Origin of the sequence: Halomonas eurihalina (assembly GCF_008274785.1) — a bacterium.
GTDB lineage: Bacteria > Pseudomonadota > Gammaproteobacteria > Pseudomonadales > Halomonadaceae > Halomonas > Halomonas eurihalina.
On the sequence record NZ_VTPU01000003.1, the window covers coordinates 41,447 to 58,616 of the forward strand.

Annotated in this window: 8 protein-coding genes; 2 read left to right on the forward strand and 6 right to left on the reverse strand. The window is 67.1% G+C overall.

Annotated features, from left to right (window positions below):
• Nucleotides 1–23: 23 nt before the first annotated feature.
• From FZZ93_RS04250 to FZZ93_RS18515, 6 genes are read right to left on the reverse strand one after another with little or no spacing between them, the layout of a single operon-like run.
• Nucleotides 24–1,355, reverse strand: a complete 1,332-nt coding sequence (locus FZZ93_RS04250; RefSeq protein WP_149321092.1) for an aminotransferase class I/II-fold pyridoxal phosphate-dependent enzyme — start codon at nt 1,353–1,355, stop codon at nt 24–26.
• Nucleotides 1,352–8,812, reverse strand: a complete 7,461-nt coding sequence (locus FZZ93_RS04255; protein ID WP_149321093.1) for a type I polyketide synthase — start codon at nt 8,810–8,812, stop codon at nt 1,352–1,354. Before FZZ93_RS04255 ends, FZZ93_RS04250 begins: the two co-directional genes overlap by 4 nt.
• A complete protein-coding gene (locus tag FZZ93_RS04260) occupies nt 8,809–10,383 on the reverse strand; it encodes an LTA synthase family protein (protein ID WP_149321094.1) in 1,575 nt (524 codons plus the stop codon). The genes FZZ93_RS04255 and FZZ93_RS04260 overlap by 4 nt, the downstream gene beginning before the upstream one ends.
• Nucleotides 10,380–11,144: an SDR family NAD(P)-dependent oxidoreductase gene (locus FZZ93_RS04265; protein WP_149321095.1), complete on the reverse strand. Its 765-nt coding sequence runs from the start codon at nt 11,142–11,144 to the stop codon at nt 10,380–10,382. Before FZZ93_RS04265 ends, FZZ93_RS04260 begins: the two co-directional genes overlap by 4 nt.
• A complete protein-coding gene (locus FZZ93_RS04270; protein ID WP_149321096.1) occupies nt 11,141–12,379 on the reverse strand; it encodes a capsule biosynthesis protein in 1,239 nt (412 codons plus the stop codon). Before FZZ93_RS04270 ends, FZZ93_RS04265 begins: the two co-directional genes overlap by 4 nt.
• Nucleotide 12,380: 1 nt before the next feature.
• Nucleotides 12,381–14,408 (reverse strand): capsular polysaccharide biosynthesis protein, encoded by a 2,028-nt coding sequence (locus FZZ93_RS18515; protein WP_309676010.1) that lies wholly within the window; start codon nt 14,406–14,408, stop codon nt 12,381–12,383.
• Between the two features lie 374 nt (nt 14,409–14,782).
• Between FZZ93_RS18515 and hemP the strand changes: the two genes are divergently transcribed.
• Complete coding sequence (gene hemP, locus FZZ93_RS04280) at nt 14,783–14,953, forward strand: hemin uptake protein HemP (protein ID WP_149321097.1); 171 nt, start codon at nt 14,783–14,785, stop codon at nt 14,951–14,953.
• 203 nt (nt 14,954–15,156) lie between these two features.
• Nucleotides 15,157–17,169 carry a TonB-dependent receptor domain-containing protein gene (locus FZZ93_RS04285; protein WP_149321098.1) on the forward strand — a complete coding sequence of 671 codons (2,013 nt, stop codon included), beginning with the start codon at nt 15,157–15,159 and terminating at the stop codon, nt 17,167–17,169.
• The last annotated feature ends 1 nt before the right edge of the window (nt 17,170 follow it).

Genomic DNA, 17,170 nt, shown 5'->3' on the forward strand with positions numbered 1-17,170 from the left:
TCGACAACCTGGCTGTCGGCGGGTTACTGCAACCGGGTGAGTTCCTCGTTCAGGGCGTCCAGGGTTCGGTCGACCTGTTGTTCAGTGTGCTCGCAGGAGAGGAAGAAGCGTAGCCGTGCGCTTTTCTCGGGTACAGCGGGGTGCAGGATCGGCTGGACGTTGATGTCGCGCTCGAGCAGGGCGTGGGAAAGCGCGGCGGCGCGTGCCGAACTGCCGATGATGACCGGCACCACGGCGGCGCCAATGCTGTCGCCGGTATCCAGTCCCAGGGTGCGGGCCTGCTCCAGAAAGTAGCGTGAAATGGCCTGGAGCCTGTGGGTGCGCTGCGGTTCCTCGTGCATCAACTCCAGCGCCTTGAGCGAGGGGGCCGCGACCTGGGCGGGCATGCCGACACTGTAGAGAAAGCCCGGCGCCAGGTGGCGCAGGGTATCCACCAGGGCCTGGCAGCCGGCGATGTAGCCACCGCAGCCGGCCAGCGTCTTGCTCATGGTGCCCATCCAGATGTCCACCTCCTCGGGTGGCACCTCGAAATGCTCGCGCAGGCCGAGGCCACGTTCGCCCAGCACGCCGAAGGAATGCGCCTCGTCGACCATCAGCCAGGCCTGGTGACGGCGCTTGATCTCTACGAAGCGCGGCAGGTCGGGCAGATCGCCGTCCATGCTGTAGAGCCCTTCGATGACGATCACGACGCGCTCGAACTGGGAGCGATGACGGCGCAGCAGGTCTTCCAGGGCATCGGCGTCGTTGTGCGCGAACCCCATGCGCCGGGCGCCGGAGAGTTGGGCACCGACCAGTGCGCTGTTGTGGATGTACTCGTCGTGGAGAATCAGGTCGCCGGGCCCCAGCAGGTAGCCCAGGGTGGAGACGTTGGTGGCGTGGCCGCTGACGAAGACCACGGCGTCGTCGACCTGGTAGGTGTCGGCGATGGCGCGCTCGAGCTCGCCGTGGAAAGGACGCTCACCGGAGACGATGCGGCTGGCCGACACCGAGCTGCCGTAGTGCTGTAAGGCATCGATGGCGGCCTGGTTGACACGTGGGTCGCCGGAGAAGCCCAGATAGTTGTAGCTGGCGAAATTGATGACGTCCCGGTCGTCGATGCGGCTGGTGGCGCCGGCGTTGCCCTGGTGGCAGCGGAAGAACGGGTCCGTCAGGCCGAGGCGGCGTGCCGCCTCGCGCATCATGCTCAGTTGCTGGTAGCCAGGGTGGGCATCGAAGCGGGTCAGCCGCTCCGGTACCTTGCCGGCGGATGCCCCGGGTTCACCGTCGCGCTCCAGCGTGGGGCGCGAACGCTTGCGCTTGCGCGCCCCGTCGAGGAGTTGGCGCTTGAGGTCGTTGCGTGATGTGTCCTGACTCATCGGGCAGACACCTCCTGCGCGACTTCAGTCTCGGTGCCGTGACGCGCGGCCAGCGAGGCCAGTTCGGCATCGTCGTCGCCATCGGCCTCCTCATCGTCGCCGCGTGCCAGGCGCTCGATCAGCACGCCGCTGAGCTTGTCGAGGGTCGAGGCCTCGCTGAGTACCATGACCGGCACGCGAACGCCGAGTCGGGATTCGATGGCGGTCATCAGTTCCACGCCCATCAGCGAGTCGAAGCCCATGTCGTAGACCGAGCGGTGCACGTCGATCTTGTCTTCCTCCACCAGCAGAATGCTGGCGAGTTCCGACTTGAGCAGCTCGGTGACGGTGGCGTGGAGCTCTTCGGGCGACAGCTCGTCGAGCAGGCGGGCCAGATCCTGGTCGGCATCGTCCTGCTGGCCTTCGTCACCGGCGGCGCGGGCGATCTCGGAGAAGCGTGGCGTTTCGGCGGTGGGCAGCGAGCGTGCCAGTGCCGACCAGTCCAGCTCCAGCACGCCGAGGCTCGGGCCGGGGGCGGCGAGCATGCGACCCAGCACCTCGAGGGCGTCGTCGGCACGCAGCGCCGAGCCGCCGAGGCGCTCTTGCAGGGCGTCGCGGGTGCGGGTGTTGCGGGCCAGGAAGCCGGCGTCCTCGATGGCGCCCCAGCGCACGCAGGTGGCCGGTAGTCCCGCGGCGCGGCGGTTGGCCGCCAGGGCTTCGAGCCAGTGGTTGGCGGCCACGTAGCTGGCCTGGCCGGGGTTGCCGAACAGGGTGGTTGCCGAGGAGTAGAGCACGAAGAAATCCAGCTCGTCGTTCCGGGTCAGCGCATCCAGGTGGCGGGCGCCCTCGATTTTCGGCGTCAGTACCCGGGCGATGCGCTCGTCATCGAGGTTGCGGATCAGACCATCCTCGATCACCGCTGCAGCATGGATGATGCCCTTGAGCGGCGGATGTTCGGCACGGCAGCGTTCGAGCAGCGCGGCCAGGGCGTCGCGATCGGCGACATCGCAGGCGGCGGCCTCGACCGTCACGCCCATGGCTTCGAGCCTGGCGATGCCTTCGTCGGCCTCCGGCGAAGCGGCGCCACGTCGGCCAACCAGCACCAGGTGGCGGGCGCCGCGTTCGGCCAGCCATTGGGCGCTGCGCAGGCCGAAGCCGCCGAGGCCGCCGGTGACCAGGTAGGTGGCATCGGCCGGCAGCTCCGGCGCGGCGAGCGTCGAGGTTTGCGCGACGTCGGCGCGCAGAGGCTGGTCCTGGGTGACCACCACCTTGCCGATCTGGCGGGCCTGCTGCATGTAGCGGAAGGCCTCGACCACCTGGCGATTGCCGAAGGCGGTGTAGGGCAGCGGCGTGAAGGTGCCGTCCTCGAACAGCGCCATCATCTCGCTGAACAGCGACTGGGTGAGTTCCGGGCACGCCTTCATCAACTGGTCGGAGTCGATGCCGAAATAGCTGAGGTTGTTGCGGAAGGGCCGCAGGCCGATGTGGGTATTCTCGTAGAAGTCGCGCTTGCCGAGTTCCAGGAATCGGCCGAAGGGGCGCAGCACGCGCAGGTTTTGGTTGATTGCTTCGCCGGCCAGGGAGTTGAGCACCACATCGACGCCGCGCCCATTGGTGTCGGCAAGGATCTCCTCGGCGAAGGTCAGCGAACGCGAGTCGTAGAGGCGCTCGATGCCGCTGAGGCGCAGGAAGTCGCCTTTTTCCTCGGCACCCACGGTGGCGTGGATCTCGGCACCCAGCCAGCGCGCCACCTGGATGGCGGCGAGCCCGACACCGCCGGCGGCGCCGTGAATCAGCACGTGCTCGCCGGGCGACAGGCGGGCCAGGTGCTTCAGCGCGTAGTAGACGGTGAAGAAAGTCGTTGGGATCGTCGCCGCGGCGGCGAAGTCGATGTTGTCGGGCAGAGGGGCGATGGCGTGCTGGCTGGCGATCAGCCGGTCGCTGAAGCTGGCCGGGCCAAAGCCGAGCACTGCATCGCCCGGCGCGACGCCTTCGACGCCGCGGCCGAGCCGTTCGACCACGCCGGCGAATTCCAGGCCGAGGGTCGGGCCGGCGAAGCCGTTCTCGATGGCCTCGTCGGAGAGCAGTCCCAGGGTGTACATGACATCGCGGAAGTTGAGGCCGGTGGCCTCGACGCGAACTTCCACCTCACCCTCGCCGGGTTCCGGCAGGGCGGTCGGCTGCCAGGCCAGGTGACGCAACTGGCCGGGCAGCGGGAAGCCGAGCGTCATGGCGCTGCGGGGCGTTTCCGGCGCATCCGCTGAGGTGCCCGGCGCGGGCAGGATGCGCAGCCGGGTGGCGAAGCGGGTGCCGCTGGCGTCGATGGCGACTTCTGTCTCGTCGTCGGGGGCGGTGAGCTCATCGCTCAGCGCTTCGAAGGCGCCTGTCTCGAGATCGCCGCTGGGTAGGTCGAGCAGACGGACCCGGAAGCCCTGGGCTTCGTTGGCCAGGGAACGGCCGAAGCCCCAGAGGGCGGTGTCGTCGCTGACGCCGGCGCTCGGGCGGCTCGTCGGGTCGGAGGCATCGCCCCAGATGGCGGCCACGTCACGGGTGACCAGCCACAGGGTCGGGGCGTCGTCGCGGCCTTCGCCGCTGGCCTCGACGATGCTCGCCCAGCGCGCCGCCTGCTGGCAGCGCTCGAGGCCGGTGTCGCGCAGGTCGACGATATGTTCGGCCTGGGCTGCTTCGCTTGCATCGCCCAGTGCCGCGCGATGCCCACGGCGCTTGAGGTCGGCGGCAAGGCGTTCGGCGAGCGCGCGATTCGCGCCATCGGCGACCAGCAGGTAGTCGGTCGGGGCCTCGTCGACATCTTCGCTGGCGTCGAGCGTATCGGGCAGGCGGGCATGGACCAGATAGGCGCCGGCTTCGTCTTCCAGGGGCAATGATTGGATCTGTTCGGCGCCGAGCCGGGCGAGCAGGTCGGTGACGTCGTCGAGCTCGCAGGCCGTGGGCGTATCTTGCTCGTCATCGAGGCCGGGCGTGGCCAGCAGGGTGTCGAGCCAGGCAGAGGGCGCGACGCCTAGCAGCAGGACACGGGCTCCGGGCGCCAGCCGTTCCGGGAGCGCCTCGATCAGGCGGCGGCTGAGGTCGCGGTTGGTGACATCCAGCGAGACCAGGGCCAGTTGGGCCTGCTTCGAACGTTCCTGTGGCGGCTGCTCGGCTGGCGCTTCCAGTGACTCGACCTCGATCAGCGGCTGGCGCTCGCGCAGTTGCTCGGCGTGCTGCCAGGCGAGTTCGCCAGCGGTCAGGATGCGATAGTCGCAGCGGTCGGGATCGATCAGGTCGGCGAGCCGCTCGCCCAGTGCCGGGGCGCTGACGCCGGCCTCGAGCAGGGTCAGGCGTTGGCCTGCGGACAGGTGCGCCAGGGTGTCGGCCAGTGCCTCGCCGAGGGGCGTGGCGATGGCCCGCCAGCCGTCGTGACCGATCAACTGGCGATTGAGACGCGTCAGGCGGTCGCGGTCGAGGCCGATGTCGGCGGCCTGGCGATGGCCGGCCAGCAGGTCGCGCAGGTTGAGGCCGAAGCGACCGAGCCGGTGAATGGGGCCGATATGGCCCGGGTAGTCCTGGGCCAGCAGTCGCCAGATGGTCGTGGCGTCGATCTCGTCGTCGCCCGCGACTCGCGTCCAGCCATTCTCGCCGTGCTCGAGACGCCCGGCGTCCTCGAGCAGGCGCAGCAACTGGTCGAGCAGCGGGCGGGCCTGCGGGTGGGTGCCGGCCAGTGCCTGGTAGCGGGATTCGCCGAGCACGCCGTCATGCAGTTCGTCGTCCAGCGCCTCGGCGGCGAAGGCCTCGGCCAGCCGGTCGAGCAAGGGCGCGACCTCGCTGGCATAGCGCTGCCCGGTGGCCTCGACGTAGCCGTCGACCAGTCGCGGCATGGCGGCCTCGAGCGCGGTGAGATCCGCCGGTTGCCGATTCCATGGGTGCGGCGCCGGCGTCAGGCGAACATCGAGATGACTCAGTGATTGCTCGGCGGACTGGGTCAGGCGAACTGCCTTGAAGCGGGTCTCGCTGACCACTGCCACGGCCTGGCCGGCTTCGTCGAAGAGCTCGAAGTCGGCGGTGAAGGAGTAAGGCGCACGCTTGAGCAGGCGGGCCCGGGCCAGGATCGGGCGTCCGGCTTCCGGCGTCCACTGGATGCGCCCGACGCGAACCGGCACGAAGGCCATGCCGCGTGCCTCCAGGCCGTCGCGGGCCAGCAGCGGCAGGAACAGTTGGAAGGCGCTGTCGAGGATGCCAGGGTGCAGGTGCTGCAGTGCCAACTGGTCCTCGATCACCGGCGTGGGGCGTACGCGGCCGATGACGCTATCGCCCTCGACCCAGGCGCGGTCGATGGCCTGGAAGGCCGGGCCGTAGTCCAGCCCCAGTCGACTGGCCATGGCCAGGTGCTCGTCCAGTTCCAGGTCCGGCGCTCGTTCGGGCAGGGCCGGTGCGGTGCGTTCCAGCAGCAGGCCACGGCTCTGGGCCATGATGCGAGCGGTGGCGTGCAGTTGCCATTCCACGCCGACGGCGGGTTCCCGCGAGTGGATAGTGACGCGGCCGTCGTCAGGGGCGATGGCCAGCCGGGTGAGCCGGCCGTGCTGGCCATCGAGCATCATCGGCGCCTGGATCTCGAGTTCCTCGACGTCGAGCGGCGTGGCCTCGCGCCAGCGCGCGGCGGCGGCCAGGGCCAGTTCGATGAAGCCGGCGCCGGGGAAGATGGCGGCGTCGCCCACCACATGGTCGGCCAGCCAGGGCTGGCGGCCGGTGTCGAGCTGGCTTTCCCAGGTCAGGGTGTGCTGCGCCAGGCGGTAGCCCAGCAAGGGATGTTCGTAGTGGCGCGCCAGCAGTCCCAGGGCTTCCGAGGTGGTCGGCATCCAGTGGGGCTCGCGTTGCCAGGGATAGCGGGGCAGTTCGGCGAGGCGCCCGGTTACCGGGAACCAGTGGTCGATGTCGGTATCGAGCCCGGAGAGCAGCGTCTGGCCGATGGCGCGATCGAGGCAGACCGGCCCCGGGACGTCGCGTTCCAGGGTGCCGATGACCAGGCCGTCGAGCTCTGCCTCGCGCAGTGCTTCGCTCAGGTAGCGCTTGAGGATCGGGTGGGCGCCGATTTCGACCAGTACATTGGTGCCGTCGGCGGTGATCGTCCGCGCGGCGTCGTCGAAGCGCACGGGCTGGCGGATGTTGTGCCACCAGTAGTCGGCGTCGAGCCGTTCGCCGTTGAGTTCCTCGCCGGTTACCGTCGAGATATAGGGAATGCGTGCCTGCCGAGGATGCAGCCCGGCCAGCGCGGTGATCAGGTCATCGCGGATGGGATCCATGACCGGGCTGTGGAAGGCGTAATCCAGCGGCAGGCGCTTGGCGAAGTGGCGTTGGTCGCTCAGTTCGGCTTCCAACCGGGTTAGTGCCTCGGCGGGTCCGGCCAGGGTCACGCCCTGGGCGCTGTTGGAGCCGGCCAGATGGATGTCGCGATACTCGGGGCGTTCCAGATAGGCGGCGATGGCCTCGGCGCCGAGGCCCACGGCGGTCATCTCGCCTTGCCCCCGGGTCAGCCCCTGGAAATGGCTGCGCAGGTAGATCACGCGCACGGCGTCTTCCAGCGACAGGGCGCCGCAGGCCCAGGCGGCGGCGACTTCACCGACGCTGTGGCCGGTGACGGCGATGGGCTCGATGCCCTGGGCGGCGAGCATCCGGGTGATGCCGACCTGCAAGGCGAACAGTGCCGGTTGGGCGATTTCGGTGCGCACGAAGCGCTCGCTGCCGTTGTCGCCTTCGAGTTCGGCGCGCAGCGAGAAGTCGGCGTGACGCTGGAAGAGGGCGTCGACCTCGTCGATGGCGGCGGCGAAGACCTTGGAGTCGGCGAGCAGGTCGCGGCCCATGGTTTCCCACTGGCAGCCGTTGCCGGCGTAGACGAAGGCGGGGCCCTGGGCGGCGTCGAGGCGTCGACCCTGGATCACCGGGCGTTTTCCCGGGTTCCGCTCGGGGTCGGCGAAGGCGGCCAGGCGCTCGGCGGCGTCCTGCTTGTCGGCGGCGAACAGCAAGGCGCCATCGGTATGGTGATCGCGGCGCTGGTAGAGCGTGTCGGCGACATCGTACAGGGCGGTGTCGGTATCGCGCAGCCAATCGGCCAGTTGGCCGGCCATGGCCCGCAGGGCAGGCTCGCCGCGTGCGGAGAGCTGCAATGGCAGCGGCTCGTCGGAGGCCGGTGGCGAGGCGGGCGCCGGCGTCTCGGGCGGGCTCTCGAGGATGACATGGGCGTTGGCGCCGCCGAAGCCGAAGGAGTTGACGCCGATGACCAGACGCCCTTCCGGCTTCAACGGGCGAGCGTGGGTGACGACCTCAAGATTCCAGTCGTCGAATTGAATCTTCGGGTTGAGGCGACGGATGCCAATGGTTGCCGGCACTTCGCGATGGCGCAGGCTGTAGAGTGCCTTGGCCAGGCCGGCGATGCCTGAGGCGGTTTCCAGGTGGCCGAGGTTGCTCTTTACCGAGCCGATGGGCAATGGCGAGCGGCGGCGCTTGGCCAGTGCCTCGCCGATGGCGCGGGTCTCGATGGGATCGCCGACGGCGGTGCCGGTACCATGGGCCTCGAGATAGTCGATCTCGTTCGGGTCGATGCCGGCCCGCTCGTAGACCTGGCGCATCAGGGCGACCTGGGCGTCGGCATTGGGGACGGTGAGCCCCTGCTTGTGGCCGTCGGTATTGACGGTCGAGCCGGCGACCACGGCGAGAATGGTGTCGCCATCGGCCACGGCCTGGTCATAGTCCTTGAGCAGGAACATGCCGGCGCCTTCCGAGCGCACATAGCCGTCGCCGTCGGCGTCGAACACGCGGCAACGCCCCGAGGGCGAGAGCATGCTGGCCTTGGAGAAGATGACGAAGCCGTAGGGGTGCAGGTGCAGGCTGATGCCGCCGGCCAGTGCCATGCTCGTCTCGCCGGCGCGGATCGCCTGGCACGCCTGGTGGAAGGCGACCATCGACGATGAGCAGGCGGTATCCACCGACATGCTGGGGCCGTGCAGGTCGAACAGGTAGGAGAGCCGGTTCGAGGCAATGCTCGAGGTGTTGCCGGTGGCGGTGGAGGCGTCGATGGCCGCCATGTCCCCGGTGTAGCGGTATGAGTAGTCCAGCGCCGCGACGCCCAGAAAGACGCCGCACTGGCTGCCGCGTAGCTGCGAGGGCGGTATGCCGGCGCTTTCCATGCTCTCCCAGGTCAGTTCCAGGAGCATGCGCTGCTGGGGGTCCATGTTCGCCGCCTCGCGGGGCGAGATGCCGAAGAAGTCGGCGTCGAAGCCACTGATGTCGCCCAGGCTGCCGGCGGCGAAGGTCACGCTGGTGCCGGGATTACGCTTGTCGGGGTGCTGGAAGGCCTCATGGCTCCAACGGTCGGCCGCGACCTGGGTCACCAGGTCCTTTTCGGCTCGCAGGTCCTGCCAGAAGTCTTCCGGGGTGGTTCCCGGCATCCGGTGAGCGACACCGATGATGGCCACGCGTCTTGTCATGCTTGCTCCCGATGATCCTGGTTTCTGCCGTCATGGGCGTGCTGCGCCTGATCGATGACGGCTTGCCATATCCGTTGACTCAATTGTTCTGCCGCAAGCGGCGTAAACGCCTGGGGCCGGCTTCCCCGGCCGTGGCTCGACCACAACAGATAGGGGGTGTCACCGTCCGGTTCGCCATAGTGCCGATAGACCTCAGGCATGATTGGCACATGGTCGCCATACCAGCACAGTAGCCCGCCCCGGGGCGTCGCCTCCAGTTGCCGCCGCAGGCTGGCAGCCATGCGATCGGCATTGCGCAGGTGGGCCAGGTAGCTGGCCAGCTCCCTGCAGTCGTCCGGCAAGGGTGGCGCGTCCGCGGCCAGAAGGTCGCGGGCCGCGTTCTCCGCCCGGTCGTCGAATTGCAGCGGGCCGTGATTCTCCATGGTGATCACGAACACGAATAGCGGTTTATTATCCGGTTCATCGAGCAGACTGCCAACCTTATCGGCAAGAGCCAGGTCACCGACATACTGTCCGCAGTAGTCGGCGGGCTCAAAGGCGCGGATGTCGATGAAGTCGTCGAAGCCGAGTCGCGGCATGACCCGGTCGCGCTGATAGAAGCTCGCGGCATAGGGATGCAGGCAGATGGTTCGATAGCCGAGTCGCTTCAGTTCGGCGGCCAGGCTCGGCACGCCGTGGCGCGCCAACTGGTGATAAGGATTGAAACGATGAATGCCCAGGGTGTCCCGGTCGAGGCCGGTCAATACCGCCGCTTCGGTGCGCACCGTGTTGGCGCCCCAGGCCGGTACCCTGAGGCTGCCGTGCATCAATGAGGCTTCGGCCAGGGCATCCAGATTCGGCAGCAGGTCGTCACGCAGGCCGCCGTGCCAGGGGCGAGGGTCGAAGAAGGACTCGCTCTGCACGACGACCAGGTGGGGCAGGTGTTCGCTGGATGCTGCCGATTCGGGCGCGGGCGTGTAGGGCGAGTCGCCCGCCTCGAGGGGGCGGCGCGCCAACCGGCCGTAGGCCCAGAGTGCGCTGAATAGCCCGAGTCGATGAGTGTCGTCGACGGGGTCGAGACGGCAGGCCGGCAGGCGCGAGAGCCCGATGACCAATGGCAGGACCGATAGCGCGATGACAAGGGCCGTTCCGATGAGGAAGTCGAGCGTGCCATGTCGGGATAACAGTGATGGCTCGAGGACCAGAAAGCCGATGATGGTCGCCAGGCCAGCGAGGCTGGCGGCAATGGCCAGCCCGATGCCGAAGAAGGGGATGTACAGGCGCGGATGACGGATGGCGTCGAGAAAGTACTCGAAATCCTGGCACAGAAAGGGTTCGCGCAGGGTCTTCGACTTGGCGTTGCTGGATTGCACGACGACAAGCTGCAGGGCGAGAAAGAGCACCATCGCGAACCAGGGGCGTTGCAGCACCAGCGTGAAGCATCCATAGAGCACGCCCCAACTGCCGAGGTGAACGGCCAGGGTCGAGATCGGCCGGCGCCAGGGCGGCGCGGTGGCCGGTCGCAATGCCGCCTCGGCAATGACGCTTCCAAGCAGGCCCAGACACCAGGGCAATAGCAAGGCCCGGGTCATGAAGGCCTCCCGTAACCCATCAGGCCGAGCAGGCGCTGGGAGAGCGCGGCTGGCAGTACCGCCAGGCTCCAGCACCCCAGGTTGAGCGGGAAGGGAAAGCTGACGCGCGCCCGATTGCGTTCGATGCCCCTGGCGATGCGACGTGCGGCGCGAGTGGCGTCGATTTCCCAGGGCTTGGGGCCGGGCATGGACTCGCACATCGGCGAGCTGACGTAGCCGGGCATGATCACGGTCACGCCCACGCCGCGCGATGCCAGCCAGCCGCGCAGGGCTTCGCCGTAGGCCTTGATGCCGGCCTTGCTGGCGCTGTAGCTGGGGGTCAGCGGCAGGCCGTGCCAGGCGGCCAGGGAGCTGATAAAGACGAGCTGGCCGTGGCCGCGCTCGACCATACGCGGCGCCAGCCGTTCGGCCATGGCCATGGGCGTGCGCAGGTTGATGGTCAGCAGTTGGCTGGTGGCCGACCAGTCCTCCATTTCCCGACCCGGCTCGGCGTGGGTGTTCTGGCCGGCGTTGGCGATGATCACGTCGGGCAGCGTCAACTGCTCCAGCCATTGTGTCAGGGCGGCGTCATCGGTCAGCTCCACTCGGCTCGTTTCGACTTCGGCGCCGGCCTGGCGACACTCGTCGGCCAGGGCCTCGAGCCGTTCCCGGCGGCGACCGTGGAGGACCAGGCGCACGCCGGGCAAGGCGTAGTGCCGGGCCAGGGCGCTGCCGATAGCGCCGGTGGCACCGGTGATCAACAGGCTGCGGGGTGCGGTCATAGCAGGGCCTCGAGTGGAGAAGTGGTGGCCTCGAGCCTGGCCGCGACATTGTCGACGGCGAGTCCGATGCCCGTGTCGCAGTAATAGCCTCCGTTGAGCTGAACGGTGTGCATGACCGTGCGATGAAAGCAGTGGAACAGTTCTTCGTCGGGTGGCTGCCCGTGGCGCCAGAAGTCGTTCAGCCCGCCGTCGAACGTCAGGCCATCGAGCCGATAGATCGGCTGGCTCAGGGCGATGGTCGGACAACGATGTTCCAACGCCACGATACCCGAGGTGCTGTTGACCGTCACGGTACCGGTGGCAGCCTTGAACAATGCGTTGAGATCGCCGGACTCGAGATAGACGACGCGCCCGGCGATGTCATAGCGCTTCTCGAGACGTGCGATGAGACCGGCGTAGTCGATGAGGCCCATGTCCAGCGGGTGGTTCTTTATACACAGCAGGCTATCTGGCGGCGCGTGGTGAGCGAAGGAGGCCATGGTGAATTCGATGACTTCCTGCATGTCGGCGAAGGCTGAATGATTGCGGATCTGGGCATCGCCATTGAGCTGCAGGGGCAGCACGAAATAGGGCTGCTTGCTTTCGGCCAGGGCGCGAATGCGCTCGGCGTCGCGCGGCTTCCACCAGCGCAACTGGGTGAAGCGCTTGATATAGCCGGCATATTCGATGGGCGCGGTGACCGGCGCATGGTTGCGATAGCGGGGGAACAGCGCGGGATTGGCGAGCCCGGCCAGATGGTAGAGCACATCGTGGGTGGCACGGCGCTTGAAGGATGTCTGGAAGCGCTTGGCCGGCGGTGGCTTGGGCAGGTGACGGCCGACATCCAGATACCAGTCCGCATCCTGGGGTAACAGCGAATAGCCGTTGACCCCCTCGCGCTCCAGGGTGATCCAGTGGGGGCGGAAGTAGCCCTCTTCGAGTACCTGGTTGCGAATGCCTGCGCGCTTGGCGGCGGCGGCCGCCGCCAGATGGACGGGGCGCTGGTCGCCGAACAGCAACTGGTCGGTGGTGCCGTGTCGTTCCCAGAGGTCGGCCAGGAAATCCGGCAGTTCGTCCAGTTTGCCGCGAAAGGCATGGCTGGGGCCGGCGTGGCGAGACCAGTAGGCGATGTCGCCACCGGCGAACTGGACCTTGGCGACATGATGGCCATCGTCCCTCAGCCGCTTCGCCAGGCGAGGGAAGAAAGGCGAGCAGACACCCTGGAGGAACAAGAATGAGCGTTTCGGCGAATTCACGTTAATGCTTTCCGATGAAGATATTGCGGTACCAGCGATACAAGTGCGTTCGCCACGCCGGGCGATGATGGTCGGCTCGGCGCTGTTCCAGAAGGGCCACGACGGTCTCGGCGTTGCAGAGCCGGCGGCTGCCCGGATCGACATACAGTGGGTAGAGAATCAGCGTGGCCGCGACCAGGGCATCCAGATTGAGCGGCCGGCGGCGCCTGGGGCAGGCATGACGATCCTCGGTCAGCCCCCAGCCCGCGTAGAATGGCATGCCGTAGGTGACGACATGGCGTCCCCGCAGCAATGCCTCGAACCCCGCCAGGGAGCACATGGTATGGACCTCGTCGACCATGTCCAGCAAATCGACGATATCGACGTCGCCGACCTCGATGTCGTAGAGCTGTTCGTCGGCCTGGCTCAAGGCGCCGAGTCGAGCACCGGTGACAACGTCGGGATGTGGCTTGTAGAGGATGCGAGCCTCGGGATTGGCCTGGCGCACGGCGGCGAGCAGGCCGCCGTTGGTGCGGATGTCGAACGTGCCGTGGACAATGGAAGCGTCGGTTTCCACCTGGCCGGGCACCAGCAGCAGTCGACCACCCTCGGGGCGCTGGATGCGTCGTGCACCGGGAACGTTGTACTTGGAGAGGCGCAGCGCGACCAGTCGTTCGCGCAGCTGGGCGGCACGCTGCAAGAGAGCGGGTGGGAAGCTCGCCTCGTTGAGGATGCGTTCCAGCTCGCTTTCGCGGTTGGCGTCGTAATGGATGCCAAGTGAATCGACGACCAGGGAGAGCGGGCGGGCCAGGTCGACGCCCAGGCCGATGGAGCGCAGAAAGCCATCCTCCATGCGCCACAGAGAGTGGTCCCGCTCGCGACAACGTTGTTCGGTGGCAGCGTCCAGCTGCGATGCCCAGCACAGCAGGCGCTCGTCGTGCTCGGCGCCTTCCGGGGGCTTGTTGTGGCGCAGGTGGCGAAGGGTGGCGCCATCCCCAAGGAAGTCACCGACGAAGCCGCGTTTCCATGACGACAGCCCGTAGGTAACCCAGCGGCCGGCCAGGCGGCGCTGCTGGCGGGTCTGGTCGCCGATCAGCTCCAGGGTCTGCTCGAAGTCGCAGGCCTGGCCGGTGTAGGGATTGGCGTAGCGGGCATAGCCGAAATAGGCCGCCGCAAAGACCTGTGCCAGCGAGCGTGGGACGCCGCGACGCGGGCAGTGCCGGCGGTCGTCGGTGAGCCCCCAGCCGGCATAGAAGGGCACGCCGTGGCAGACGACGCGCTTGCCGGCCAGCAAGGCTTCGAAGCCAAGCTGGCTGCTGACCACATGCACGCAATGCACGGCATCGAGCAGCGACCAGGGGCTCAGGGTCTCGCCAATCAGGCGGCAGCCAGGGAGCTGGCCGGCCGCCAAGAGATGCCCCTCTTTCTTGCCGGCGATGACGTCGGGATGGACCTTGACCAGGATCTCCGACTCGGGATGTTCGGCTCGGGCGCTTTCCAGCATCCGCTGGAAGTCGTCGGCCTCGGCCAGGCTGCCGGCGATCGAGGCGTCGCCGGCGGTCTGGTCGACGACCAGCACGCGAGGCCGGTCATCGTCGAACAGGCGGCGATCCGGCGCATGGTTGTACTTGGAGAGCCGCAACTCGCACAGCCGTTGCATGCCGCTTTCGGCACGCGCGAGCTGCGCCTCGGAAGTCTCGTCGGCGGCCAGGATCAGGTTCTCCAGCGTCGAGGGACGGCTGGCATCGTAATAGATGCCCAGCGGGTCGACGACGAGGCTGTGGGGCGGGTGGCCCTCCACGCCAAGTCCCCATGAACGCAAAAAGCCATCTTCGATGGCGATATAGGGCAGCCGATGGCGGTCGGCATGCTCGCGGGCCTTGCGTGTGCTGGGCTTGAGGCCCCACCCGGCCACGGCGTCGGCATGACGCGTGCGTGGCGAACCGAGATGGCAAAGCCGTTGGAACTCGGGCAGACAGGCACGCAGCGTGGGCAGGGCGAGCATGCGCCGGGTCGCGACGGCGAGGGTTCCTGTGGCTGTCGTGGCCAAAAAAACAATCCTTTGTAGCTTGGGCTTTATTCGATGTTTGACCTTTTCGCGTTGTGCATCCACTGCACTTGGAGCGATCTCGCTGTTTTGATTGAGCAATCTCCGTATCGCTTATGGCACGGTTTCGACCGGCGCCTTGCCGAGGCTTTTATTCGGCGCGGATATTGCGTGCCGGGATGGTAACCCGTGCCAGCCCGGTGACATGTGAACGTATGTGAACACGCCTAAAATGGCCAGTCTATCAGGCTGATAGCGATTTGGCTCGGTGCCTTCGATAACTGGGATGGCGTCGTCAAGGTTCTTGAAGGGGCGGCGAGGGAGTGGTATAAATTTAATTTGATAATCGTTATCATTAACAAAAGGGATTTCATCTCATGAATGTTCGGGGGAAGTCCCCATCCGCAACCGAGCGTCGAGAAGAGGATACCAGGACCATCGACAGCCAGACCCTGCTGGGGCGCGATGGCCGCTTGATTATCCATCACGAGGGGCGTCGCTATGTCCTGAGGCGGACGCGGTTGGGCAAGCTGATCCTGACGACATGAGAGGTCTCGATCATCGAGCTACGAGCTACGAGCTACGAGATGCGAGATGCGAGATGCGAGATGCGAAACCCTGCTTCTTGGTTTTTGGGGTTGCTCGAAGCTCGTAACTCGAGGCTCGTAACTCGAGAATGCCAGCCAGGTGCGGTGTCGCCGTTCCCAGCCAGCCATCCGAACCACGGAAACTGTCCGGGAGCCCCTGGCTTATGAAATTCAGCCATTCCCTCGCCACTGCCATGGCGTGGAGCCTGCCTCTTCTCACTACCCAGCTTGTCAGTCAGCCCGCCATGGCTGAGTCGACCGATGCAAACGCCTCGGCGGAGGAACTGAGCGCGGTGACCGTCACTGGCACACGCCTGCCCGGCGACCCGTCCCGTGCGCCCCTGATCCTGGATGTCATCGACCGGGACGATCCGGCGCTGTCCACGGCATCGAGTGTCGAGGATGTACTGTCTCGGCAGCCCGGGCTGCATATCGACGGCAGCGGGCGGCGCAATGGCCAGACCCTGAGCCTGCGAGGCTTCGATTCCAATGGGGTGCTGGTGCGTCTCGACGGTGTCCGCCAGGACATCGGTACCGGCCATCTCGGCGCGTTCTATATCGACCCCTGGCTGATACGCGAAGTCCAGATCGCCCGCGGGGCCCTGTCGAGCCTGTATGGCAGCAATGCCATGGGCGGGGTGGTGAGCTTCGAGACGGTGGAAGCAACGGATTTGCTGCAACCCGGAGAGCAGGGTGGCATGAGGTTGTCGTTGGGTGGCACCACGGGGCGCGACGAGTTGGGGGGTGCCTTCAGCGCCTTCGGCAGGCAGGACACGGCCAATGGTCGTATCGACGGCCTGCTGTCCTTGGGGCGTCGCGAATCGGGCGATATCCGGCGTGCCGGCGGACAGGAGGCGCCGGAGGATGCCGAGCTCGATAGCCTGCTGCTCAAGGGTGGCTGGGAGCCCGATGACCGGAACCGGATCTTCGCCCAGTGGCAGCGTTATGACGAGACAGCTACGCAACCGGCCAACCCGCAGCAGCTCGGCGACGAGGACGATCAGCGGCGGCGCCAGGTGACCAGCGACAATGTGCAGTTGGGCCACCGCTGGCGTCCCGCCGACGCCAGCGAGGTGACCTCTCGCCTGAGCCTCAGTCGGCAGGAGATCGACGAGAGCGATGCCAATCGCACCCTGGAGCGCTGGGGGCTGCAGAGCGATGGTTATCATCGCATCGAGCATGGCTGGCTGACCCAGACCCTGGTGCTCGGTGCCGAGGTGGATCGCGCCAGCCAGCGCCCCGGCGGCGGGGCGTCGGGCTTTCCTGATGCCGATATCGACACCCAGGCCCTGTATTTCGAGGACACCCTAAGCGCGGGGCGTCATCTTGCCGAGGGCGGTGTCGGTGTCTTCGATCTGGGGCTGGGGGCGCGTTACGACCGCTACGATGCCGAGGGTGCCGACGGGCGCAGCACCGAGGAGACGCAACTGTCGCCGAAGCTGCGCCTGTCCTGGCGCCCCGCGCAGGGGCTGATGGTCTACAGCGGCTACGCCGAAGCCTTTCGCGCCCCGAGCCTATCCGAGCTTTATGCCGACCAGCGCCATTTCGCCGGCTTCTGCCCCGCGCCGGGATTCTGCTTTCCCGACAATCATTGGGTGCCCAACCCCGACCTGCAGCCGGAAACCAGCCACACCTGGGAGAGCGGTTTCGCCTGGGAGCGGGGCGACTGGACGCTGCGTGCCAGCTATTTCGATACCCGTGCCGATGACTTCATCGACAGCGAAGTGGATATCGCCGCTGGCACGACACAAGCCGTTAACGTCCAGCGTGCCAGACTCTGGGGCTTCGATGCCCGGCTGGCCTGGGAGCCCGAGGCTTGGCCCGAATTTCGGGCTATCGCCGGACTATCCGAGGTGTCGGGCAAGGATCGCGACAGCGGCGAGCCGCTGGGCAGCGAGACGCCCCTGGAATCCACGCTGGGCGCCGACCTGGATCTGCTCGACCAGGCGCTCACGCTGGGCTGGAGAGGGCGCTTCGCCGATTCATACGAGCGCCCGGACGACGAGGGCAACCTGCCCGGTTACGGCCTGCACGACCTGCAACTGGCCTGGCGGGTCACGCCGGCCTTCAGCACGTCGCTGCGCCTGAGCAATCTCGGCGACAAGGTGTGGTACCGGCCCAATGGTGCGCTCGGTGACGGGCGCAGCCTGTTTGCTTCTTTCAATCTGCAGTGGTGAA

What these genes read in the sequence shown, in the direction of transcription:
- FZZ93_RS04250 (WP_149321092.1), bottom strand. Translation starts at nt 1,355, where the DNA reads ATGAGTCAGGACACATCACGCAACGACCTCAAGCGCCAACTCCTCGAC.
- FZZ93_RS04260 (WP_149321094.1), bottom strand. Translation starts at nt 10,383, where the DNA reads ATGACCCGGGCCTTGCTATTGCCCTGGTGTCTGGGCCTGCTTGGAAGC.
- FZZ93_RS04265 (WP_149321095.1), bottom strand. Translation starts at nt 11,144, where the DNA reads ATGACCGCACCCCGCAGCCTGTTGATCACCGGTGCCACCGGCGCTATC.
- FZZ93_RS04285 (WP_149321098.1), top strand. Translation starts at nt 15,157, where the DNA reads ATGAAATTCAGCCATTCCCTCGCCACTGCCATGGCGTGGAGCCTGCCT.
- FZZ93_RS04255 (WP_149321093.1), bottom strand. Translation starts at nt 8,812, where the DNA reads ATGACAAGACGCGTGGCCATCATCGGTGTCGCTCACCGGATGCCGGGA.
- hemP (WP_149321097.1), top strand. Translation starts at nt 14,783, where the DNA reads ATGAATGTTCGGGGGAAGTCCCCATCCGCAACCGAGCGTCGAGAAGAG.